The 21685-nt window shown below is 70.5% G+C and carries 20 protein-coding genes, 1 tRNA gene and 1 pseudogene; 11 read left to right on the top strand and 11 right to left on the bottom strand.

What is annotated here, in order from left to right:
* Positions 1-9: 9 nt before the first annotated feature.
* Positions 10-669 (bottom strand): annotated as a pseudogene (locus tag OG202_RS27470) (WD40 repeat domain-containing protein); the annotation flags it as partial.
* Between the two features lie 607 nt (positions 670-1276).
* On the opposite strand from OG202_RS27470, the gene OG202_RS27475 reads away from it, so the two are divergent.
* Positions 1277-2209, top strand: coding sequence for a hypothetical protein (locus tag OG202_RS27475; RefSeq protein ID WP_328223762.1), 933 nt, complete (start codon positions 1277-1279; stop codon positions 2207-2209).
* A gap of 34 nt (positions 2210-2243) precedes the next feature.
* Here OG202_RS27475 and OG202_RS27480 read toward each other — a convergent pair whose 3' ends face one another.
* The 4 genes from OG202_RS27480 to OG202_RS27495 form a co-directional block, all read right to left on the bottom strand.
* Positions 2244-3530, bottom strand: a complete 1287-nt coding sequence (locus OG202_RS27480) for a helix-turn-helix domain-containing protein (protein WP_328223763.1) — start codon at positions 3528-3530, stop codon at positions 2244-2246.
* Between the two features lie 403 nt (positions 3531-3933).
* A tRNA-Pro gene (locus OG202_RS27485) sits at positions 3934-4007 on the bottom strand.
* A gap of 29 nt (positions 4008-4036) precedes the next feature.
* Positions 4037-4870, bottom strand: a complete 834-nt coding sequence (locus tag OG202_RS27490) for a Pr6Pr family membrane protein (RefSeq protein WP_328223764.1) — start codon at positions 4868-4870, stop codon at positions 4037-4039.
* Between the two features lie 229 nt (positions 4871-5099).
* On the bottom strand, positions 5100-6029 hold the full coding sequence (locus OG202_RS27495; RefSeq protein ID WP_326579632.1) for a metallophosphoesterase: 930 nt from the start codon (positions 6027-6029) through the stop codon (positions 5100-5102).
* 276 nt (positions 6030-6305) lie between these two features.
* On the opposite strand from OG202_RS27495, the gene OG202_RS27500 reads away from it, so the two are divergent.
* The gene (locus OG202_RS27500) at positions 6306-6773 is read left to right on the top strand and encodes a GatB/YqeY domain-containing protein (protein ID WP_326579630.1); all 468 of its coding nucleotides are present in this window, start codon (positions 6306-6308) and stop codon (positions 6771-6773) included.
* A 199-nt stretch (positions 6774-6972) separates the two neighbouring features.
* On the opposite strand, the gene OG202_RS27505 is transcribed toward OG202_RS27500, so the two are convergent.
* Positions 6973-9261: a transglycosylase domain-containing protein gene (locus OG202_RS27505; protein ID WP_328223765.1), complete on the bottom strand. Its 2289-nt coding sequence runs from the start codon at positions 9259-9261 to the stop codon at positions 6973-6975.
* 120 nt (positions 9262-9381) lie between these two features.
* Between OG202_RS27505 and OG202_RS27510 the strand changes: the two genes are divergently transcribed.
* Complete coding sequence (locus OG202_RS27510) at positions 9382-9705, top strand: hypothetical protein (protein ID WP_326579626.1); 324 nt, start codon at positions 9382-9384, stop codon at positions 9703-9705.
* A 417-nt stretch (positions 9706-10122) separates the two neighbouring features.
* A complete protein-coding gene (gene wblA / locus OG202_RS27515; RefSeq protein WP_326585690.1) occupies positions 10123-10461 on the top strand; it encodes a transcriptional regulator WblA in 339 nt (112 codons plus the stop codon).
* Positions 10462-10700: 239 nt separating this feature from the next.
* Here wblA and OG202_RS27520 read toward each other — a convergent pair whose 3' ends face one another.
* Both OG202_RS27520 and OG202_RS27525 read right to left on the bottom strand, forming a co-directional pair.
* Positions 10701-12104: an ArsA family ATPase gene (locus OG202_RS27520; RefSeq protein ID WP_326579624.1), complete on the bottom strand. Its 1404-nt coding sequence runs from the start codon at positions 12102-12104 to the stop codon at positions 10701-10703.
* The gene (locus OG202_RS27525; RefSeq protein WP_326579622.1) at positions 12101-13078 is read right to left on the bottom strand and encodes an ArsA family ATPase; all 978 of its coding nucleotides are present in this window, start codon (positions 13076-13078) and stop codon (positions 12101-12103) included. Before OG202_RS27525 ends, OG202_RS27520 begins: the two co-directional genes overlap by 4 nt.
* Positions 13079-13241: 163 nt before the next feature.
* Here OG202_RS27525 and OG202_RS27530 point away from each other — a divergent pair, with 163 nt between their 5' ends.
* The 4 genes from OG202_RS27530 (at position 13242) to OG202_RS27545 (ending at position 15775) form a co-directional block, all read left to right on the top strand.
* The gene (locus tag OG202_RS27530; RefSeq protein ID WP_086785308.1) at positions 13242-13400 is read left to right on the top strand and encodes a DUF4177 domain-containing protein; all 159 of its coding nucleotides are present in this window, start codon (positions 13242-13244) and stop codon (positions 13398-13400) included.
* Positions 13397-13864 (top strand): RidA family protein, encoded by a 468-nt coding sequence (locus tag OG202_RS27535; RefSeq protein WP_326579615.1) that lies wholly within the window; start codon positions 13397-13399, stop codon positions 13862-13864. Before OG202_RS27530 ends, OG202_RS27535 begins: the two co-directional genes overlap by 4 nt.
* A gap of 62 nt (positions 13865-13926) precedes the next feature.
* Positions 13927-14796 carry an NUDIX hydrolase gene (locus tag OG202_RS27540; protein ID WP_328223766.1) on the top strand — a complete coding sequence of 290 codons (870 nt, stop codon included), beginning with the start codon at positions 13927-13929 and terminating at the stop codon, positions 14794-14796.
* 148 nt (positions 14797-14944) lie between these two features.
* Positions 14945-15775, top strand: coding sequence for an MBL fold metallo-hydrolase (locus OG202_RS27545; RefSeq protein ID WP_327728429.1), 831 nt, complete (start codon positions 14945-14947; stop codon positions 15773-15775).
* Positions 15776-15953: 178 nt separating this feature from the next.
* Here the strand turns inward: OG202_RS27545 and OG202_RS27550 are convergent, their stop codons facing one another.
* Both OG202_RS27550 and OG202_RS27555 read right to left on the bottom strand, forming a co-directional pair.
* Positions 15954-16850, bottom strand: a complete 897-nt coding sequence (locus OG202_RS27550) for a nucleotidyltransferase domain-containing protein (protein WP_328223767.1) — start codon at positions 16848-16850, stop codon at positions 15954-15956.
* A 415-nt stretch (positions 16851-17265) separates the two neighbouring features.
* The gene (locus OG202_RS27555) at positions 17266-17940 is read right to left on the bottom strand and encodes a Crp/Fnr family transcriptional regulator (protein WP_005476003.1); all 675 of its coding nucleotides are present in this window, start codon (positions 17938-17940) and stop codon (positions 17266-17268) included.
* A 251-nt stretch (positions 17941-18191) separates the two neighbouring features.
* On the opposite strand from OG202_RS27555, the gene nth reads away from it, so the two are divergent.
* The 3 genes from nth to OG202_RS27570 all read left to right on the top strand — a co-directional run bounded on the left by nth (position 18192) and on the right by OG202_RS27570 (position 21368).
* Entirely contained in the window at positions 18192-19154 is a 963-nt protein-coding gene (nth, locus tag OG202_RS27560) for an endonuclease III (RefSeq protein WP_327728427.1), read from the top strand.
* Positions 19155-19317: 163 nt separating this feature from the next.
* Entirely contained in the window at positions 19318-20049 is a 732-nt protein-coding gene (locus OG202_RS27565; RefSeq protein ID WP_326579603.1) for an NUDIX hydrolase, read from the top strand.
* Between the two features lie 119 nt (positions 20050-20168).
* A complete protein-coding gene (locus tag OG202_RS27570; protein ID WP_327728426.1) occupies positions 20169-21368 on the top strand; it encodes a MarP family serine protease in 1200 nt (399 codons plus the stop codon).
* A gap of 52 nt (positions 21369-21420) precedes the next feature.
* Here the strand turns inward: OG202_RS27570 and OG202_RS27575 are convergent, their stop codons facing one another.
* Positions 21421-21600, bottom strand: coding sequence for a hypothetical protein (locus OG202_RS27575; RefSeq protein WP_326579599.1), 180 nt, complete (start codon positions 21598-21600; stop codon positions 21421-21423).
* Positions 21601-21685: the final 85 nt, after the last annotated feature.

The raw sequence follows: 21685 nt of genomic DNA on the forward strand, positions 1-21685 counted from the left end.
AAACGTTGGTCAGACACCCTCACACGGCGGCTCGTACGACAGCCGAGGCAGGTACTCGTCCCACTTCTCCCGCGTGAGCACCCCGCGTGTCGACGAGCAGATGTGCCGTACGGCGTCGTCGACGGCCAGATTCCACAGCCGTACGGTGTCGGCGCCGCTGGACACCCCGAGCATGTGGCTGTCGGGGCTGAACGACAGGAACTGGCCGGTCTTGGCGTTGGGGCTCATCGCCTGGCCGATGGGGGAGGCGTCGGCGGGGTGCGCGACGTCCCGGAGATGGACGGTGCTGTCGTCGCCGCCGCTGGCCAGGGTCCGGCCGTCCGGGCTGAAGGTCAGGGAGACGACCGCCTCGGTGTGGCCGATGAGCGGGGACCCCAGCCGGGTCGCCTCGCGCGGGTCGGAGACGTCCCAGAGCCGGACCGTGTCGTCGCCGCCACCGCTGGCCAGCGTCCTGCCGTCCGGACTGTAGACGAGGTCGCTGACCACGCCGCGGTGGGCGGTGAGCGGCCCGCCGAGCCGGGTGGACCGGGCCGGGTCGGCCACGTTCCACAGGCGGATGGTGCCGTCCGCGCTGCCGCTGGCGAGCGTGCGGCCGTCCGGACTGAGGACGAGGGCGAGGATGTAGCCCTTGTGTCCGGTGAGGGGCTTGCCGAGCGGAACGACGTGGGACGCGACCCCCGCGCCGTCCGGCACCGGTCCCCACGAGGGGAGGGACCGGTGCCGGACGAAGCGCTTCCCGCCGCGTCCGGCAACGGCCTTTCCGCACCGCTGCCGACTGTCGGCGTGCCGGAACCGGAACCCACGGCCTCTCGGTCCGGCCGAGACGGCACGGGGTCGTCTCCGCGTCCCAGGAAGGCGTCTCAGCCAGTGCTTGTTTGCGCAGCTCAGAGTGGGTGGGACGGTTGCGTCGTCGCGGGTTGGGCGACGGTGATTGCGGTGGGTCCCCGGTGTCTTCGAAGCTATGGGTGTCGCACCGGCCGGGGTGGATCGAAACTCCGGTGGCGCCTGGTGACGACTCCCGCCCTGTGCCTGCGTACCGGGCATCCGTGTGCCCTGGTGCCCGACGCGTGGCGTTCGGCATCCTTCGGCGCCCGCCCCCCACGAATTCTCGGGGGCGGGGACATTCGGCCGGCTCCTGCCCGCTCGGGCGGTCGGGCCGTCATGTCCTCGGAGCGGACGCGGACGGGTGGCGAGACGTCGGCGGGCGCATTCGGCGGGAGAGCCGACGCGGACCGGGAGCGACCCATACGGACCACGATGAGAAGGAAGACACGACATGAGCAGGAACAGCAGGAACACCTACGCACTCCGTCGTCCGGGACGCCGTACGGCCGTCGCCGCCGGGCTCGTCCTCGCCCTCGGGCTCGCTGTCTCGGCGCAGGCGGTGGCACACGCCGCCGTCCCCGCCGCCCCCGCCAAGGCATCCGCGAAGGCGTCCGCCGCGGTGCGGTCGATCAGTGGCTTCAACGGTGACGTGGTGACCCAGGTCGCCGACTTCTACGGCGCGTACATCGACGCGAAGGACGCGCCCCGGGGCCCGGACAAGGCACTTGCCAAGGCGCTGCGCGCCCACTACCTGACGCCCACCCTCGCCAAGAAGCTGACGGCCTGGGAGAAGAAGAACAAGGCGGACGGGCTCCTGCGTGCCCAGAACGTCCCGACGCGGTGGACGGTGAGCGAGGGCAGCAAGGGCCTGGAGGTCGTCGTCACCCTGACCTTCGGCGGCGCCGGGGAATCACCGACGACGAAGACCCGGTTCGTCGTGGAGCTGGAGCCGGTCGACGGCATCAAGGCCATCCGCACCACGAGCACCGCCCCCGCCAAGGCGTCCGCCGCGGTGCGGTCGGTCAGTGGCAGGACCGGTGACTCGGTGACCCAGGTCGCCGACTTCTACGGCGCGTACGTCGACGCGAAGGACGCGCCCCGGGGCCCGGACAAGGCACTTGCCAAGGCGCTGCGCGCCCACTACCTGACGCCCACCCTCGCCAAGAAGCTGACGGCCTGGGAGAAGAAGAACAAGATGGACGGTGTGCTCCGCGCCCGCAACGTTCCGGTGGACTGGACGGTGACCGGCGACGGCGAAAGCCGTGAGATCGCCGTCACCCACAGCTTCGGCGGCGGGGAGTCGCCGACGACGACCACCCACCTCGTCGTGAAGGCGGACGCGTTCAAGGGCGTCACCGACATCCGCACCACGAGCGCCCGCTGACGACGCATCCGCTCAGCGAGGGCCCGTTGATGCGTCAGCCGCCGCTCCCCGCTGTCATGTTGGCGGCGGGGAGCGGGACCCAGCGACCGGGTTGGTGATAGATGCGGTCGTACCGGTAGCCCGGCAGCCCCTTGGTGCCGATGGTGCGGAAGGGCCGGCCGTTGTCGTCGATGCGGACCGTGCCGGTGCGGCCTTGTGAGGACCAGGCGAGGTTGAGGTACCAGTCGCAGTCGCAGGACTCGTTCAGCGCGGAGACCACCAGGACTTCGGGTTCCTGCAAGGACACCTGGTAGGGGAAGTCGATCGCGGGGATCGACTTGCCCGCCCCGTCGTCGCCGGGCATCGAACGGACCCGGGGCTGCTGCGCGTCGAGGTTCACGGAGAAGAAGCGGGGGATGAGGGCGGCGCCGCAGCCGTCGCTCAAGGAGTAGACGGAGCCCCGGCCGGCGGCAGGGGTGGCGTGGCTGACCACGCGCACGTACAGGGCTTCCAGCACGACAGCGGCGGAGCCGCGTCCCTGCACCGTGATCCGCACGGTCGTGGAGCCCCCGTGCACCGCCCGCTGGGAGGTGGCCCACGCCGCGATGTCCTCGGGGTGCGGGGGCGGCGGGACCTGTTGTGGAGGCTTGGCGAGGACATAGTCCTCGCCGCACCCGTTGAGTCCGCGCGTGTGCGAGTCGGCCGTCCAGGTGAGAGGGGCCGCCTGCGGGGCCGTGCCGACGCTTGCCCGGTTCGGCTCGCCGTCGCCCTTGGCCGTGGCCGAGGCGGAGGGGGGACCGTCGGCGGACGTGGTGAGACCGAGGAGCGCGGCGACGAGCGAGGCTGCCAGCGTCATCGATCGCCAGGCTCGCCGTCGAGGGCGCCCGCCGTGGAGCCGAGGCGAGGGCGGTGAGGCCGACCCGGGGCGCTGGCCGGCTGGCGAGATCGGCTCGGGAGCCTCCACGGCCGACCTGCTGCCGCCCGCAGAGACGGCCGATGCGGCCTCGCTCACGGGCGTGACCGAGGCCACCGCACTTGTGGTGGTGTGGGGCGCTGGTGCCTGCCGGGCAGGGGACGGGCGTGGCCGTTGCCGCGGGGCGGCGGCCAGGATCCACCGGCGGTACAGCTCCATGCGTTCCGCGGGGGAGGCACCGCAGAGCGCGGCGAACCGCTCGATTCCAGCGAAGTCGTGCGGGACTGCCTCTCCGGCGCAGTAGCGGTGCAAGGTGGAGGCGTGAATGCCCAGGGGGCGGGCCAGCGCCGCGTAGCTGCGGTCGGTGCGCTCCTTCAGACGCGTCAGGAGCAACGCGAACTCCGCTACGTCGTCGTGGATCGAATCCATGTAATCCGTACTCGTATCCGCTCGTCGGCCCATGCAGGCCTGTCCCGATGGGGCACGGCACCCACGCGCTTCCCCCTGTCTGCACGTCCATACGCCCGGGACGGTTCCAGCGTTGCAAGGCGTGACCTTGATCACGACCAGCCGCAGAACCCTGAGCCGTCCCCGGGACCGGGACGACCGCCTTCCGCACCGTGCCGAGCGGACCCCGCACCGCGCAGAGGGGCACGCCGACGCGTGACACAACCTGCCGTACCCGCCACGCGACACAACCTGAGGTGACTGCTGACCCCGGGTCTCAACGAGGGCTTCGGGCGGCACCGGCGACTCGTCTCTCCACGCCTCTCGGCAACGCCAGAGGGCCCTTACCGATTCGGTAAGGGCCCTCTGACCTGCTGCTTAGCTGTCGGGGTGGCGGGATTTGAACCCACGACCTCTTCGTCCCGAACGAAGCGCGCTGCCAAGCTGCGCTACACCCCGATTGTCGCTGCTTGTCGCGGCGACGTCGTTTACTTTAGCCCACCGGTGGCTTGAGACGAAATCCGGTTTTCGGGGCGGCGGTCGTGGCGGTCGGGGCGGCCACGGCGGGGGTGTACGAGGTCGGGGCGGACGTGGTCGACGACGATGAGGAGGAGGGCGAGGGCGTAGAAGGCGAGGCCCAGGAGGAGGGCGTTGCCGAGGGTGCTCCTGTAGCCGTGGCGGTCGACATCCAGGAACGGGTAGAGGTACGGGGCCGGCCAGTCGGGGGTCACCAGAGCGGCTCGGCCGAGCGTGTACGCCAGGTACGCCAGGGGGTAGAGCAGCCAGGCCGCCGCGTGGGTCAGGCGTGGCGGGGCCGGGCGGGTCAACAGCAGCCAGTCCGCCACCACCACGAGGGGGATCACCGTGTGGAAGGCGAGGTTCGTCAAGGCGAGCCAGCCGGTGGGGGTGGCCGGGGCGCCCGTCGGCGTCATCGTCAGGGAGAAGGTCGTCGGGTCCTTCATCAGGATCAGGTGGTACACCAGGGCCGCGATCACGGCGTAGAGAACCGTGCCGCCTGTCACCGGGGACGGCAGGGGGCGGCGGGCCGACCAGGCGCGGCGGGCCGAGGCGGCGAAGACCAGTGCCACCAGGACCGTGCTCTGGACCGAGAAATGGTTGAGGGCGCGCAGGGGGCTGCCCAGCGTCATCTCGGTCACCACGGCCGCTGCCGCCGCCAGCGCTACCAGGGCGCGGCACGTCGCTGCCAGTGGGCGTCGGGTCGGTTCCACCACCGCCGTCGCGGGCACGACGGACGTCACCGGCGCGGGAATGCCCGAGATCGCGGGCAGGTCGGGGATGTCCCTGGGTATCGGTGCGGTCATGCGCTCACGCTAAGACGCCCGGATGAAACGGGCTATTCGGGGCGATCCGTACGGGTCACGCCCCGGCGCCAACCCGAACCGAACCACCAGGACCTCAGCGGAAGCCTGAACCATCAGGCCTTACCGGCAGGCCTTACCGCCAGGCCCTACCGGCGATCCTCGCCAAGACGCATGCACCCACACCCCTCGGCACCCGCACCCCCTCAGCCCCCACAATCCCGCCGCAGCCCTATTCCTCCCGCCCCACCAGCGTCAGCAGTGAAGCTTCCGGCGGGCAGGCGAACCTCACCGGGGTGTAGCGGTTCGTGCCGCAGCCGGCGGAGACGTGCATGTAGGCGGTCCGGCCCTCGGCCGTGTGCGTGGAGAGGCCCTTCACGCGGTCCGTGTCGAGGTCGCAGTTGGTGACGAGGGCGCCGTAGAAGGGGACGCAGAGCTGGCCGCCGTGGGTGTGGCCGGCGAGCACGAGGGGGTAGCCGTCGGCCGTGAAGGCGTCGAGGGTGCGGAGGTAGGGGGCGTGGACGACGCCCAGCGAGAGGTCGGCGGAGTCGGACGGGCCGCCGGCCACGCGGGCGTAGCGGTCCCGCTTGATGTGCGGGTCGTCGAGGCCGGTGAGCTCGACCGACATGCCCTCGATCTTGAGCGTGCCGCGGGTGTTGGTGAGGTTGAGCCAGCCCGCCCCGTCGAAGCCGTCCCGGAGGTCCTCCCACGGGTTGTGGATGGCGCCCACCACCGGCTTGTTGCCGTTCAGACCGTGGCGGCCCTGGACCTTCTCCAGGAGATAGCGGGCGGGGTTGCGCAGCTTCGGGCCGTAGTAGTCGTTCGAGCCGAAGACGTACGCGCCCGGGAACTCCATCAGCGGACCCAGCGCGTCCAGCACCTCGGGGACGCCCTCCGGGTCGGAGAGGTTGTCCCCGGTGTTGATCACGAAGTCGGGGCGCAGCCCGGCCAGGGACCGCAGCCAGCGCTGCTTCTTGCGCTGCCCGCTCACCATGTGAATGTCGGAGACCTGGAGTATGCGCAGTGGCCGCATGCCCGGTGGCAGCACCGGCACCGTCACCCGCCGCAGCCGGAAGGAGCGGGCCTCGAAACCCGCCGCGTACACCACACCGGCGGCACCGACCGCCGCGATCCCCAGAGGTACTCCGTATCGCGCTCGCATGCGTCCATCGTGTCAGACCCCGCCGAACCCGAGCGCCGCCTGTGGACAACCACCGGCCATCACGGCCGATCGCCAACTCCCGCTGTGGACAACTCACTCCGGCCCACGCATCCGATCAGCAACGACCACGCATCCGATGAGCAACCGACCACGGATCCCATGACCAGCCGATCAGCCCGAGCGGCGACCAGCCGATCAGCCCGAGCGGCGACCGATCCGCACGTACCAGCGAAATCAAGGCGCGCTTCCCGCACCACACCTGCGACAATCGGCGCCATGACCACGCTCAAGTCGAAGCTGCAGGAAGACCTCAACGCGGCGATCAAGGGGCGCGACGAGCTCCGCTCCTCGACGCTCCGGCTGACGCTCACCGCGATCACCAAGGAAGAGGTCGCGGGCAAGGAGAAGCGCGAGCTCTCCGACGACGAGGTGCTCAAAGTGATCACCAAGGAGGCGAAGAAGCGCCGCGAGGCCGCGGACGCCTTCGCCCAGGGTGGTCGTACCGAGTCGGCCGAGCGGGAGAAGGCGGAGGGCGAGATCCTCGCCGACTACCTGCCCAAGCAGCTGTCCGAGGAGGAGCTGAAGCAGATCGTGGTCCAGGCCGTTGAGGAGGCACGGGCCGCCGGCGCCGAGGGCCCGCGCGCGATGGGCCAGGTCATGAAGATCGTCAACCCGAAGGTGGCCGGGCTCGCCGAGGGCGGCCGGGTCGCCGCCCTCGTCAAGCAGCAGCTCGCGGGCGGCTGAGCAGCCTTCCGGCTGACGCCGCTCTCCAGCACAACGGCGGTGGGGGCGCCCCTTCTCCAGGGGCGCCCCCACCGCCGTATCCATTCAACCGCTCAGTGACCGTCGGCCGAGCCTGTCACCGTAGCTGTCGGGCCACCCGTCACCGTGACCGTCGGCCGACCCGTCACCGCGGCTGTCAGCCGACCCGTCACCGCGGCTGTCAGCCGAACCCACCGTTGCCGTTCCCGTTGTTCCCGCCGTTGGTCTGGCCCTGGATCCAGTTCTCCGGGATGGAGAACTCCGGGGTCGGGAAGGTGGTGCCGCCGTCGGTGCCGCCGATGAACCCGTCGTCGTCACCATTGCCGTTGTCGTCGTTGTTCCCGTTGCCGTTCCCATTGTCGTTGTCGTCGTCCCCGCGGCCGCGGTCCGGCCGCTCGTCGGGGATGTAGACGCGGTTGAAGTCGGGATTGGGCTTGCCCTCCAGCGCGCCGGTCATCATGTCGCGCCAGATCGGGCCGGGGACCTTTCCACCGAAGACCTTGGCGTACCACTGGCCGCCGATGGGGATGTTCACCATGCGGCGCTTGTGCGCGGGGTCGCCCACCCAGACGGCACCGGCCATGTTCGGGGTGTAGCCCACGAACCAGGCCGCGTAACGCTCGTCCGTCGTACCGGTCTTACCGGCGCTGGGACGGCCGCTGCCGAGGCCCGCCTCCGTACCCGTACCGTCCTCGACCACGCCCTTGAGCAGGGCGCTGATGGTGTCGGCGGTGTTCTCGGACATGGCGCGCGAGCACGTCGACTTCGGGACCTCCAGCGACTTCGACTTCTCGCCGACCCGCTGGGTGATGGACTCGATGGCGACCGGCGTGCAGTACATGCCGCGCGAGGCGAAGGTCGCGTACGCGTTCGCCATGGTCAGCGGTGACATCTCCTGGGTGCCCAGGGCGATCGACGGGTTCTGGCCGATCTTGTCGCCGTCGGCCCGCTCGACGCCCATCTTCTTGGCCATCTTCGTCACCGGACAGATGCCGATGTCCGCGATCATCTGCACGAAGTAGGTGTTGACCGACAGCGCGGTCGCCTTCTTCATCGAGTACGGGCCGACCTCGGACTCGCTCTCGTTGCTGAGGTCCGCGCCGTCGGTGTTCACCCAGTTCTTGCCACCGCAGACCGAGATCGGGCTCGGGTACTCCATCTTGTACGGCGCGGAGTACGACTTCGTCGGGGCCATGCCGTCCTCGAGGGCGGCCGCGGCGACGATCGGCTTGAACGTCGAACCGGGCTGGTAACCCGCTCCGCCGCCCATGGACTCGTCGACCGAGAGGTTGATCGACGTCTCGTTCTTCTTGGTGTCGAGGCCGTACGGCCTCGACTGCCCCATGGCGAGGATCTTGCCGGTGCCGGGCTCCACGATGGTGGCGGCGGTGGCCACCTCGTCCTTCTGCCTGACGTGCTTCTTGACGGAGGCCTGGACCGACTTCTGGGCCTTCGGGTCCATGGTCGTCCGGATCGTCAGACCGCCCTGGTTCCAGATCTTGGCCCGGTCCTCCTTGGACTTGCCGAAGATCGGGTCGTTCAGGAACACCTCGCGCACGTAGTCGCAGAAGAAGCCCGCGCCCTTGACGGCCGTGATGCAGCCGTTCTTCGGCTTTCTGATGTGCAGGCCGAGCGGCTTCTCCTTGGCCTTGTCGGCCTCCGTCTGCGAGATGTCACCGAGATCGGCCATGCGCTGCAGCACGGTGTTGCGCCGCTTGGTGGCTTCCTGCGGGTCGTTCACCGGGTCGTACCGGCTGGGCGACTGCACGATGCCGGCCAGGAGCGCGGCCTCCTCGACCTTCAGGTTCTTGGCGGACTTGGAGAAGTAGCGCTGGGAGCCGGCCTCGACACCGTAGGCCTGCTGGCCGAAGAACGTGATGTTCAGGTAGTTCTCGAGGATCTTCTTCTTGCCGAGTTCCTCCTCGATCTGGATCGCTTTCTTCAGTTCGTTGATCTTCCGGCCGAGGGTCTGCTGGGTGGCCTGGGCGACCAGCGTCGGGTCGTCACCGGCCTCCTCCACCGCCACGTTCTTCACCAGCTGCTGCGTCAGCGTGGACGCGCCCTGGGCGACACCGCCCTCCCGCGCGTTCCGGTTCAGCGCGCGCAGGATGCCCTTCAGGTCGATCGCGCCGTGCTGGTAGAACCGGGCGTCCTCGATGGCGATGATCGCCTGCTGCATGTACGGCGAGATCTCCTTGAGATCGACCACCGTACGGTCGCGGCTGTACACCGTGGCGATCGAGTCGCCCTTGCTGTCGAGGATCGTGGTGCGCTGGCTCAGCGGCGGCTGCTTGAGATTGGCGGGGAGCTCGTCGAACCCCTCGACGGAACCCTTGGCCGCCAGCCCGAGTGCGCCGACCGCGGGCAGGGCGATGCCCGCCATCACGGCACCGGCGAGCACGCTGACACCTAGGAACTTGGCGGCCTGCTGTGTGGGGGACAGACCACCACCCGAGCGCTTGTTTGGCATGAGGGCAGCCTAATCCGTAGCGACGACCGTTCCGAAGGAGCAGGTGGGTCCAGAGGGGTACGGGTGCCGGATCGTGACATCCGTTGCCGCTCACGGGGGCGGCCGTCGATGATCCGGCGCATGAGACCTGAAGTCCGTACGTTCGTCGCCGACGGCCCCCTGCCCGACTGGGACGCGAGCGAGGACGAGATCGACAGACGGGTGGCGCAACTGAACGCCGTACACGGGCCGGTGTCGCACGAAGAGGCGGCGGCGCTGGCCGGCTGTTTCGGGCCGGACGACTGCTACGGCGTCGCCTGGAGCCTGCTGCACCTCATCGAGACCGGCCCGAACCCCGTGCTGACGACGCGGCCCGCGGCGGACGCGGGGGAGTGGTCCCACCGGCTCTACGACCGGGCCGTGCGCGCCGGGCTGGTCGAGGGGGTGGGCGGCGCGGAGGCGTGAACGAACATGAACGGTTGTCTACGTTCTCATTCGCCGGACACGCGCACAGGCGTTGGCCTAAGCTGCTCTCAACTGTCACAGCCGTAGGCCCTTGTATCAAGTACGTCCAGCGAGCCCGAATCGTTCTGACGTTCTTACGGTTTTTTTCCGGAGCCGTGTCCGAATCCACCTCGTGTGTCATTCGGTGTCCGTTGTGACGCATGTCAACTGTCCCGTTCTGTCGGGATAGTCATGTATGTCCTCAGGTCACTCCCGCGGGTGATCTGCCGCTTACGCATAGTCCGTTCGGGCCATTCAAGATTGGGCCCGAAGGGGGTGTTGCGCTGTGCCCACCTTCCGTAACGTCCTCAACTGGCGGCGGTGAATATGCCGCTGCCGCCGTGGGGGAGCCTCGATTCGGGAGAGGACGGCGCCGGTATGGGCTGGGTAACCGACTGGAGTGCGCAGGCCGCCTGCCGCACTACCGATCCGGATGAACTGTTCGTTCAAGGAGCAGCGCAGAACAGGGCCAAGGCAGTGTGCACCGGATGCCCGGTACGCACGGAGTGCCTGGCGGACGCGTTGGACAACCGCGTCGAGTTCGGCGTGTGGGGAGGCATGACGGAGCGCGAGCGCCGCGCATTGCTGCGCAGGCGTCCGACCGTCACGTCGTGGCGCAGGCTGCTGGAGACCGCGCGCACGGAGTACGAGCGTGGCGCGGGCATTCTGCCGCTCGACGATGACGAGATGTACGAGAACTACGCGGCGGTGGGCTGAGGACGAGGCCCTTCCGGGTCACGTCGGTCGAGGGCGCCCTTGAGGTGTCGGCGCGTCGGGCAGGTGTGCCGGCTCTCGGGTGCCCCGAGACGTGGATCGGCGGTCGGGCATGGTTCGGTGCTCGGACGGGCGTACGGTTCTCGGACGGTCGAAGGTCTTCGGGTCGTTGTCGAAAGTCTCGGTCGTCCGGCAGGAGTTCGCCGGCAGGAGTTCGCCGGTGGGGTTCGGTCGGCAGAGGTTCAGTTGTCGGAGGTAGGCAGCTCCGGCCCGATGGCCGCGAGCCGGTCCCCGATGTCCCGCAGACCCGCCAGGTCGTGGACATCACCGGGCAGTGCGGCCACTTCGACCACGGGCACCTCGGGGTGCAGCGCGGTGAAGCGGTCGCGCGTGCGCTGCTCCCGGGAGAGCAGTCGCATCCGCTCGGCGTGCAGCCTGAGCAGGCCTGCCGTGAGCTGTTCCACGGTCAGGTCCGGAGTGACGTCCTGGTCGGTGACGTTCTGGTCGGCAACGGCCTGGTTCTGCTCGTCCGGGGCGGGGGAGCCGTCCTCGGTGCCGGTCGTCGCGGGAGAGTCGGGACTGGCTGAACTGTCTGAACTGCCGTACGTGTCGGGAGAGTTACGAACTGCTTTCCCGTCCATATGATCCACAATGCGGGGCTCGTCAAGATTTTCCGCAGCGGCGAGCGCGCGCTCGGCGGACAGCTGAGCCGCGCCGCTGCCATGCACGCGGTTCAGCACCAGCCCGGCCAGCGGCATGTCCTCGGCGGCCAGCCGCTCCACGAAGTACGCCGCCTCGCGCAGCGCGTCCCGCTCGGGCGCCGCCACCACCAGGAAGGCGGTGCCGGGCGCCTGGAGCAGCTTGTACGTGGCGTCCGCGCGCGTACGGAAGCCGCCGAACATCGAGTCCATGGCGGCCACGAACGTCTGGACGTCCTTCAGCAGTTGACCGCCGAGCAGCTTGCCCAGGGCGCCCGTCATCATCGACATGCCGACGTTCAGGAACTTCATGCCGGCCCGCCCGCCGACCTTCGCCGGCGCCAGCAGTACCCGGATCAGCTTGCCGTCGAGGAACGAGCCGAGCCGCTTGGGGGCATCCAGGAAGTCCAGCGCCGAACGGGACGGCGGAGTGTCGACGATGATGAGATCCCAGTCGTCCCGGGCCCGCAGCTGGCCCAGCTTCTCCATCGCCATGTACTCCTGCGTGCCCGCGAAGCCCGCCGAGAGGGACTGGTAGAACGGGTTGCTCAGGATCGCGGAGGCCCGGCCGGGGTCCGAGTGCGCCTCGACGATCTCGTCGAAGGTGCGCTTCATGTCGAGCATCATGGCGTGCAGTTCGCCGTCCCCGTCGATGCCCTTCACCCGCCGCGGGGTGTTGTCCAGCGAGTCGATGCCCATGGACTGGGCGAGCCGCCGGGCCGGGTCGATGGTGAGCACGACCACCTTGCGGCCACGCTCCGCGGCCCGCAGCCCGAGGGCCGCCGCCGTGGTCGTCTTGCCCACACCGCCGGCGCCGCAGCACACCACGATGCGGGTCTCCGGGGCGTCGAGCAGCGGATCGACCGCGAGGGGGCGGGTCGAGCTGACCACGCGGTGTCCGTCGGGGGAGTGCGCCGAATCGTGCGCGGCGGCCGGGTCCGGAGTCATGAGATCCCTTGCTGACGCAGTTCCGTGGCCAGTTCGTACAGGCCCGCCAGGTCCATTCCCTCGGCGAGCAACGGCAGTTCGTGCAGCGGCAGGTCCAGCTCGCCCAGTACGCCCCGCTGTTCGTGCTCCAGGGTGTACCGCTCGGCGTACTCCTCGGCCTGGGTGAGCAGCGGCTCCACCAGCCGCTCGGCGTTGCCGCCGCGCCGCGCGCCGCCCAGGCCCGCTGTGGACAGGGACTTGGCGACGGCCGTCCGCGGTACCGCGCGCGCGAACTCGAGCTCGTCGGCGTCCAGCACCTCCGGCCGCACCATGTTGACGATGATCCGTCCCACCGGCAGCTTCGCGCCCCGCAGCTCGGCGATGCCGTCCGCCGTCTCCTGGACGGGCATCTCCTCCAGCAGCGTCACCAGATGCACGGCCGTCTCGGGTGACTTCAGGACCCGCATGACGGCCTGGGCCTGATTGTGTATCGGGCCGATCTTCGCGAGGCCCGCCACCTCGTCGTTGACGTTCAGGAAGCGGGTGATGCGCCCGGTGGGTGGCGCGTCCATCACCACGTAGTCGTACGCGAACCGCCCGCTCTTCTCCTTGCGGCGCACCGCCTCGCAGGCCTTGCCGGTCAGCAGCACGTCCCTCAGGCCGGGCGCGACGGTGGTCGCGAAGTCGATGGCGCCGAGCTTCTTCAGGGCCCGGCCCGCCCCGCCCAGCTTGTAGAACATCTGGAGGTAGTCCAACAGGGCCAGTTCGGGGTCGATGGCCAGCGCGTACACCTCCCCGCCCCCGGGTGCCACCGCGATCTTCCGCTCCTCGTACGGCAGTGCCTCTGCCTCGAAGAGCTGCGCGATGCCCTGTCTGCCCTCGACCTCGACCAGGAGGGTGCGCTTCCCCTCGGTCGCGAGGGCGAGCGCGAGTGCGGCGGCGACCGTGGTCTTTCCGGTCCCGCCCTTGCCGCTGACGACCTGGAGCCTGCTCACGTATTCGAGCCTAACCAGTCCGCGCGCGGCGTACGCGGGAGGCTGTGGACAACTTGTGCCCTCCCCGTCTGTCGGCCCCCACCTGTCCGGGCCGCCGAGCCGACCGGGGACAGCGGCGGAACCCGTGCCGGACAGCGGCCGGGCAGCGGATAAAGTCGGCCACATGACCAAGTGGGAATACGCAACCGTGCCGCTGCTCGTCCATGCCACGAAGCAGATTCTGGACACCTGGGGCGAGGACGGCTGGGAGCTCGTCCAGGTCGTGCCCGGGCCGAACAACCCCGAGCAGTTGGTGGCCTACCTGAAGCGGCCCAAGCCGTGAGCGCCGTCGAGGCCAAGCTCGTGGAACTCGGGCTGAGGCTGCCCGAGGTCGTCCCGCCGCTCGCCGCGTACCAGCCGGCCGTCCAGTCCGGCGTGTACGTGTACACCGCCGGCCAGCTCCCCATGGTGGACGGCAAGCTGCCCGTGACCGGCAAGGTCGGCGCGGAGGTCACCCCCGAGGAGGCCAAGGAACTCGCCCGCACCTGCGCGCTGAACGCACTCGCCGCCGTCAAGTCCGTGGCCGGAGACCTGGACCGTGTCGCGCGCGTGGTGAAGGTCGTCGGTTTCGTGGCCTCGGCCTCCGACTTCACGGGCCAGCCCGCCGTGCTGAACGGTGCGAGCGAACTCCTGGGCGCCGTCTTCGGCGACAAGGGCGTCCACGCGCGCAGCGCGGTCGGCGTGGCGGTACTGCCGCTGGACGCGCCGGTCGAGGTGGAGCTCCAGGTGGAACTCACCGTCGCGTAGCCGACACCAAGATCGCGGAGGCTCACTCGAACATCAGCCCGTGACGAGTTAGCCTCCGCACCATGGCAAACGGGCAGTGGTACCCAGCCGAGTGGCCCGACCGCATCCGCGCACTCGCGGCCGGCACGCTGACACCGGTGACCCCCAGGCGGGCCGCCACCGTCATGCTGCTCAAGGACACGGCCGACACTCCGGTCGTGCACATGCTGCGCAGACGCGCCTCCATGGCTTTCGCCGGGGGCGCGTACGCGTATCCGGGCGGCGGAGTGGACCCGCGCGACGACGACCACCAGATCCGCTGGGCGGGCCCCACGCGCGCGTGGTGGGCGTCCAGGCTCGGCGTCGACGAGACCGACGCCCAGGCGATCGTCTGCGCGGCCGTCCGGGAGACGTACGAGGAGGCGGGCGTCCTGCTCGCCGGCCCCAGCTCCGACACGGTGGTCGGCGACACCACGGGCGACGACTGGGAGACGGACCGCGCGGCGGTGGCCGCCCGGGAGCTGTCCTTCGCGGAGTTCCTGGAGCGCAGGGGGCTGGTCCTGCGGTCCGACCTGCTGGGCGCCTGGGCCCGCTGGATCACCCCCGAGTTCGAGTCCCGTCGCTACGACACCTGGTTCTTCGTGGCCGCCCTCCCACAGGGCCAGCGCACCCGCAACGCCTCCACGGAGGCCGACCGCGCGGTGTGGATCCGCCCCCGGGACGCGGCGGCCGGCTACGACAAGGGCGAGCTGCTGATGATGCCGCCCACCATCGCGACCCTGCGCCGGCTCGCGGAGTACGACACGGCCGCCGCCGCGCTCGCCGCCGCACCCGCCCGCGACCTGACCCCCGTCCTCGCCCGAGCCCGCCTGGAGAACGACGACGTGGTCCTCTCCTGGCCCGGCCACGACGAGTTCACCAAGCGCATCGCGGCCGCCGGAGACTCCCCATGACGGACGCGACAGCCCTCCCGGGCAGGCCGGGAGCCGCGGCCCCGCTCCCTCACCGGCCCCTCGCGCCACCACACGGGCGTCGAGACGGGTCGCGGGCCCGCGACCGGCACCGTGACACTCCGCCCATCCCGCTGGAAGGCACCCCCGTATGACCGACGCAGCAGCCCTCCCCGGCCAGCCCAGGGGCGGCGTCCTGTCGGGGCCCGCCACCGCGCGCGCGGTCAACGTGCTCGCGCCGAACGCGTCCGTGATGACGCTGGACGGAACCAACACCTGGATCGTGTCCGAGCCGGACTCCGACTCGGCGGTCGTGATCGACCCGGGTCCGCTCGACGACGCCCATCTGCGCAACGTCGTCGACACGGCGGAGAAGGCCGGCAAGCGGATCGCGCTGACCCTGCTCACGCACGGGCACCCGGACCACGCGGAGGGCGCCGCCCGCTTCGCCGGGCTGACCAGGACGAACGTACGGGCCCTGGACCCGGCGCTGCGGCTCGGCGACGAAGGGCTGGGCGCCGGCGACGTCGTCGCGGTCGGCGGCCTGGAACTCCGCGTCGTGCCCACCCCAGGCCACACCGCCGACTCGCTCTGCTTCCACCTCCCGGCGGACGGGGCCGTCCTGACCGGCGACACCGTCCTCGGGCGCGGTACGACGGTCGTGGCCCACCCCGACGGGCGTCTCGGCGACTATCTCGACTCCCTCCGCCGCCTCAGGTCCCTCACGGTCGACGACGGCGTCCACACCGTCCTCCCCGGCCACGGTCCCGTCCTGGAGGACGCCCAGGGCGTCGTCGAGTTCTACCTCGCCCACCGCGCCCATCGGCTCGCCCAGGTCGAAACGGCCGTCGAGAACGGCTACCGCACCCCCGGCGAGGTCGTCGCCCACGTCTACGCGGACGTCGACCGCTCCCTGTGGCCGGCCGCGGAACTCTCGGTACGGGCCCAGATCGAGTACCTGACCGAGCACGGCCTGATCTGACCCGATCCGAGGCGGGCCTGAGCGGCCGTCTCCGGGCCCGGACCGCCCGGGGGGCGCCACGGCCGCCCGCGGGGCGCCACAGGGCCTCAGAGCCCTCTCAGGCCCCAGCAGCCCCTCTCAGAGGCGCCAGGCAGGCCTCCGGTGTGCCCCCAGCGCCTCACCAGGCGCCCCGGGGCCCTCACCGGTCCCCGGGGCGCGGCGCTTTGACCCCGTGCACGCGCGCGTACTCCCCGGCCAGCCAGGGCCCGAGATCCTCCACGTACGACCGCAGTACGACGTCATGAGCACCCGGGCCACCCGGGAGGCTCGGGCCACCTGGGCCACCCGGGTGGCCCCGTCCGCCCGGCCCGGCATCCGGCTCGTATCCCGCTCCCGCCACCGCCGCCGCGCGCATCTGGGCAGCACGTTCGGGGTAGTACTCGCCGAACGCCTCCGCCATCTCGTGCAGATCACTGGTCCAGCCGTTCCAGCGGGGCATGACAAGCGTGAACCCGGTCCGGACGAGCCGACGTGAGCAACCGCGGACGAGCGACCGCCGGGCGTCGTCCGTGTCGGCTTCCGCGATCCGTTCACGCCAGCGCGGCAGAAGCAGCGCGAGGTCGCCGTTGGTCTCGCGCGCGAGGAGCGAGTCCGGCCGATAGCGGGGCAGGTCCTCCGCCAGGTCCTCACCCAGCAGTGGGGTGCACAGACAGGCCACGAACCAGCCCAGGTCGTACCGCTCCAGGTCGCTGAGCACCTGCGCCCTGCTGACCAGCAGCGTCCCGGCCCCGTCGATCTGCGGGAACTCCTCGTCCAACGTCTCGTCCAGCACCCGCGCCCTCGCCCGGTCGGCCTCCGTGGGCTCCTCCCGCAACACCAGCAGCAGATCGAGGTCACTGCGCCCCGGGCGAGCCGTTCCCCGGGGAATCGACCCATAGAGGTACGCACTGTGCAGCCGCGCCCCGAACCCGTTCAGAACCCGATCCCGAGCAACTGCCACCACGGGCCGAAACACCCCACCCACCCGCCCCAACGCCCCCTCCCGCTCGATATACCCCCGACTGTCCAGCCCTCTACGACGCCCGATTTCGGCCATGGGACCACTGTGACCGGAGGGGTCCGCGGGGGCAGGTTATTTATGCGGGAGGGGGCGACTGGCAGATGGAGAGGGCGCCCCGAATCGGTTGGGGACCTCGAGAAGGGATCCGTGGAACCCCATGAATCACTCGGGGGTTCAGGGGGCGCAGCGCGCCCCTGGCGGGGTCGGGGGCGGAGCCCCGTGAGGGCGGGGTCGAAGGGGCGGCAGCCCCTGGGGAGGGGATCGGGTAAGGGCGGCGGGGCGAAGACAATGGGGCCCGCCCCGCGAACGAGACGAACCCCATCGACGTACGAACCGACCCTACGGACCGGACCGGAGCCGGACCGGCACCCGAGCAGAAGGGAGCCCCAGCCGAACGGAGCCCCAGCCGAACCGGCACCCGAGCCGAGCCGACGTGCAACCGCTCCCCGCGTCAGCGCGACCGCTTGGCCAGCCGCTCCACATCCAGCAGGATCACCGCGCGAGCCTCCAACCGCAGCCACCCCCGCTGCGCGAAGTCCGCCAGCGCCTTGTTCACGGTCTCCCGCGACGCACCCACCAGCTGCGCCAGCTCCTCCTGCGTGAGGTCGTGCACCACGTGGATGCCCTCCTCCGACTGCACACCGAACCGCCGGGAAAGGTCCAGCAGCGCCCGAGCGACCCGCCCGGGAACGTCCGAGAACACGAGGTCGGACATCTGGTCGTTGGTCTTGCGCAGCCGCCGCGCGACGGCACGCAGCAGCGCCGCGGCCACCTCGGGCCGCGCGTTCAGCCACGGCTGCAGGTCGCCGTGGCCGAGGCCGAGCAGCTTGACCTCGGTCAGCGCGGTGGCCGTCGCCGTCCGCGGGCCCGGGTCGAACAGCGACAGCTCGCCGATCAGCTCACCGGGACCGAGCACGGCCAGCATGTTCTCGCGGCCGTCGGGCGACGCGCGGTGCAGCTTCACCTTGCCTTCGGTGACCACATAAAGGCGGTCACCCGGATCGCCCTCGTGGAAGAGAGCGTCACCGCGCGCGAGGGTCACCTCACTCATGGAGGCGCGGAGCTCCGCGGCCTGCTCGTCATCGAGCGCCGCGAAGAGCGGGGCGCGCCGCAGAACGTCGTCCACGAGTTCTCTCCTTGTCGACCTGCTCAGGGGATCTTGCTCCCCGTACTACCAGGGGACCGTGTTCCCCATCTTGCCGGACGGACCAAACAGTGTGATCTGTCACAAGGATGCCGCACACATGTCCCGGGGTAAGCGTCAGGGGTCCAATTGGGGGCCGATCTTCTGGGCCCGGGGCGGATGTCGGTGCCGGGCTTTAGGCTGGCCGGGTGTCCAAATCGCCGGTGAGAGCACAGGCCAAGGGGGCTGGGCGGGTGGTTGTACGGCGCGATTCCGCTGTGGGCGAACAGGGCCCCACGGGAGCGAACAAAACGGCAAAGGCGACGAAGGTGTCCGATCCATCAGCGGCGGAGAACCCCGCCCAGAAGACCACGGCTCCGGCGAAGAGGACCACGGCTCCGGCGAAGAGGACCACGGCTCCGGCGAGGAGGCCCGCCAAGCCCGAGTCCCGGACGGCTCTCGTCCGCCGTGCCCGTCGCATCAACCGCGAACTCGCCGAGGTGTACCCGTACGCGCACCCGGAGTTGGACTTCGAGAACTCCTTCCAGCTGGTCGTCGCGACGGTCCTGTCCGCGCAGACGACCGATCTGCGGGTCAACCAGACGACACCGGCGCTCTTCGCGAAGTACCCCACCCCCGAGGACCTGGCCGCCGCCGACCCGCAGGAGGTCGAGGAGATCCTGCGGCCGTGCGGGTTCTTCCGGGCCAAGACGAAGTCGGTGATGGGTCTGTCGAAGGCCCTGGTGGAGAACCACGGGGGAGAGGTCCCCGGCCGTCTCGAGGACCTCGTCAAGCTGCCCGGCGTCGGCCGCAAGACCGCCTTCGTCGTGCTGGGCAACGCCTTCGGCCGGCCCGGAATCACCGTGGACACGCACTTCCAGCGGCTCGTCCGGCGCTGGAAGTGGACCGAGGCGACCGACCCGGACAAGATCGAGGCGGCCATCGGCGCGCTCTTCCCGAAGAGCGAGTGGACGATGCTGTCGCACCACGTGATCTTCCACGGCCGCCGTATCTGCCACGCCCGCAAACCGGCCTGCGGCGCCTGCCCCATCGCCCCGCTCTGCCCGGCGTTCGGCGAGGGCGAGACGGACCCGGAGAAGGCCAGGAAGCTCCTGAAGTACGAGAAGGGCGGCTTCCCCGGCCAGCGCCTCAAGCCCCCACAGTCCTACCTGGACGCGGGCGGCATCCCGGCCCCGCCCCTGGGAGCCGCCGGATGACGGCCCGCACGAAGCGACCGGGCGCGCACGCCACCGCGCGCCTCCACTCCGGCACGCGCCCTGCCCGCTCCGGCTCCCACCACCCTCAAGAGGGACGCGAAGCCCACGAGGAACGATCAGCGGTCCTCCGGGCGTTGGGACCGGAAGAACGACGGGGGTGGCTATGACACGCGCGAGCCGGACAGACGGCGGCACGGACACCGACAGCGGGCACCACACGCGCGACGGACGCGTGGCCCTGGACAAGACGGGCCTGCCCACCTGGCTGGACCCGGTGGTGCGCGCCGGTGAGACGGTCGAGCCACTGCAGCTGAGCCGCTTCCTGCCACCGGAGAACGGCTCGGGGCGGCAGTCGGCGGTCCTGATCCTGTTCGGCGAGGGGCCGAGCGGGCCCGAGCTGCTGCTCATGGAGCGCGCCGGCTCACTCCGGTCGCACGCCGGCCAGCCGTCGTTCCCCGGCGGCGCCCTCGACCCCGAGGACGGCGACCCGCGGACCGACGGCCCGCTGCGCGCCGCCCTGCGCGAGGCCGAGGAGGAGACCGGCCTCGACCCCGCCGGCGTCCAGCTCTTCGGCGTGCTGCCCAAGCTGTACATCCCGGTGAGCGGCTTCGTCGTGACCCCCGTCCTGGGCTGGTGGCGACAGCCGACCCCGGTCAGGGCCGTCGACCCGAACGAGACGGCGCGCGTCTTCACCGTCCCCGTGGCGGATCTCACGGATCCGGCCAACAGAGCCACCGCCATTCACCCCCGCGGCTACGCAGGCCCGGCATTTCTGGTCGAATCGGCCCTGGTGTGGGGTTTCACGGCCGGAGTGATCGACCGTCTGCTGCACTACTCGGGCTGGGAGCGGCCTTGGGACCGCGAGAAGCAGGTCCCGCTCGACTGGCGCTCATGACAGGGTGTCTGCCGTGCTGCGTCTCCCGGGGCCTGTCGGGTCCCCCTGTCGCCGCGCGGCGGACCGGTCCCCCGGTCGGCATGTAGTGATCGCGAAGCGACGAGGCGAGGCTTGAAGCGGTGAACGTGCTGGACATCCTGTTGCTGGTCGCCGCTGTCTGGTTCGCGATCGTGGGCTACCGACAGGGCTTCGTCGTCGGCATCCTCTCGGTGATCGGCTTCCTCGGCGGCGGCCTCGTCGCGGTCTACGCCCTGCCCGTCATCTGGGACTGGATGACCGACAACTCCGAGGTGAGCACGGCCGCCGCCGTCGTCGCGGTGGTCGTCGTGATCGTCTGCGCCTCGGTCGGCCAGGCCCTGACCACCCACCTCGGCAACAAACTGCGCCGGTACATCACCTGGTCGCCGGCCCGCGCCCTGGACGCCACCGGCGGCGCCTTCGTCAACGTCGTGGCGATGCTCCTGGTCGCCTGGCTGATCGGTTCCGCACTCGCCGGGACGACACTGCCGACGCTCGGCAAGGAGGTCCGCAACTCCAAGGTGCTCCAGGGCGTGGCCGGGGCCCTGCCCCACCAGGCGGACACCTGGTTCGCGGACTTTTCCTCGGTCCTCACGCAGAACGGCTTCCCGCAGGTCTTCAGCCCCTTCTCGAACGAGCCGATCACCGAGGTCCAGCCCCCCGACCCGGCGCTCGCGAACAGCCTGGTCGCCCAGCGTGCCAAGCGATCCATCGTCAAGGTCATGGGCACGGCCCAGAGTTGCGGCAAGGTCCTCGAAGGCACCGGCTTCGTCTTCGGCGAGCGCCGGGTGATGACCAACGCGCACGTGGTCGGCGGGGTCGACGAACCCACCGTCCAGATCGGCGGCGAGGGCCGCAAGTACGACGCCAAGGTCGTCCTCTACGACTGGGAGCGCGACATCGCCGTACTGGACGTGCCGAGCCTGAAGGCGCCCGTGCTGAAGTTCACCACCAAGGACGCCGCGAGCAGCGACGACGCGATCGTGGCGGGCTTCCCGGAGAACGGCTCGTACGACATCCGCCCCGCGCGCGTGCGCGGCCGCATCACGGCCAACGGCGCCGACATCTACAAGCGCGGCACCGTCCACCGCGACGTGTACTCGCTCTACGCGACGGTCCGTCAGGGCAACTCCGGCGGCCCGCTGCTCACGCCCGACGGCAAGGTCTACGGCGTGGTCTTCGCGAAGTCCCTCGACGACCCGGACACGGGTTACGCCCTCACCGCGGACGAGGTCGAGGAGGACATCACCAAGGGCCGTACGGCCAACCAGCAGGTGGACAGCGACAGCTGCGCGCTCTGAGGCCGGGTGGGGCCGGTGTCCTTGAGGTCCTGTGCGGGTCGCCCCGAACGGGTCAGGGACGAGGATGGCGCAGCCGGGCCGAGACCCAGCGGGCCCGGCGGCGCAGGATGCGCGGAATGCCCAGCCGGGGATCCGTGCCCGGCATTTGCGGGGCGCCCCTCTGGTGGGAGCTCAGGCCCGCGGCCGAGCGGCGGTTGCGTGCTGCGTCACTGTAGTCGTGCGTCCAGCCCATACCCCGACGTGTGCCCCCGCCCCAAGGTCGATAACCACCCCCACGCCCCTCAATTGGCCTATGCGCCGGGCAAGTAGCTGTTCGT

Source organism: Streptomyces sp. NBC_00310, assembly GCF_036208085.1.
Taxonomy (GTDB): Bacteria; Actinomycetota; Actinomycetes; order Streptomycetales; family Streptomycetaceae; genus Streptomyces.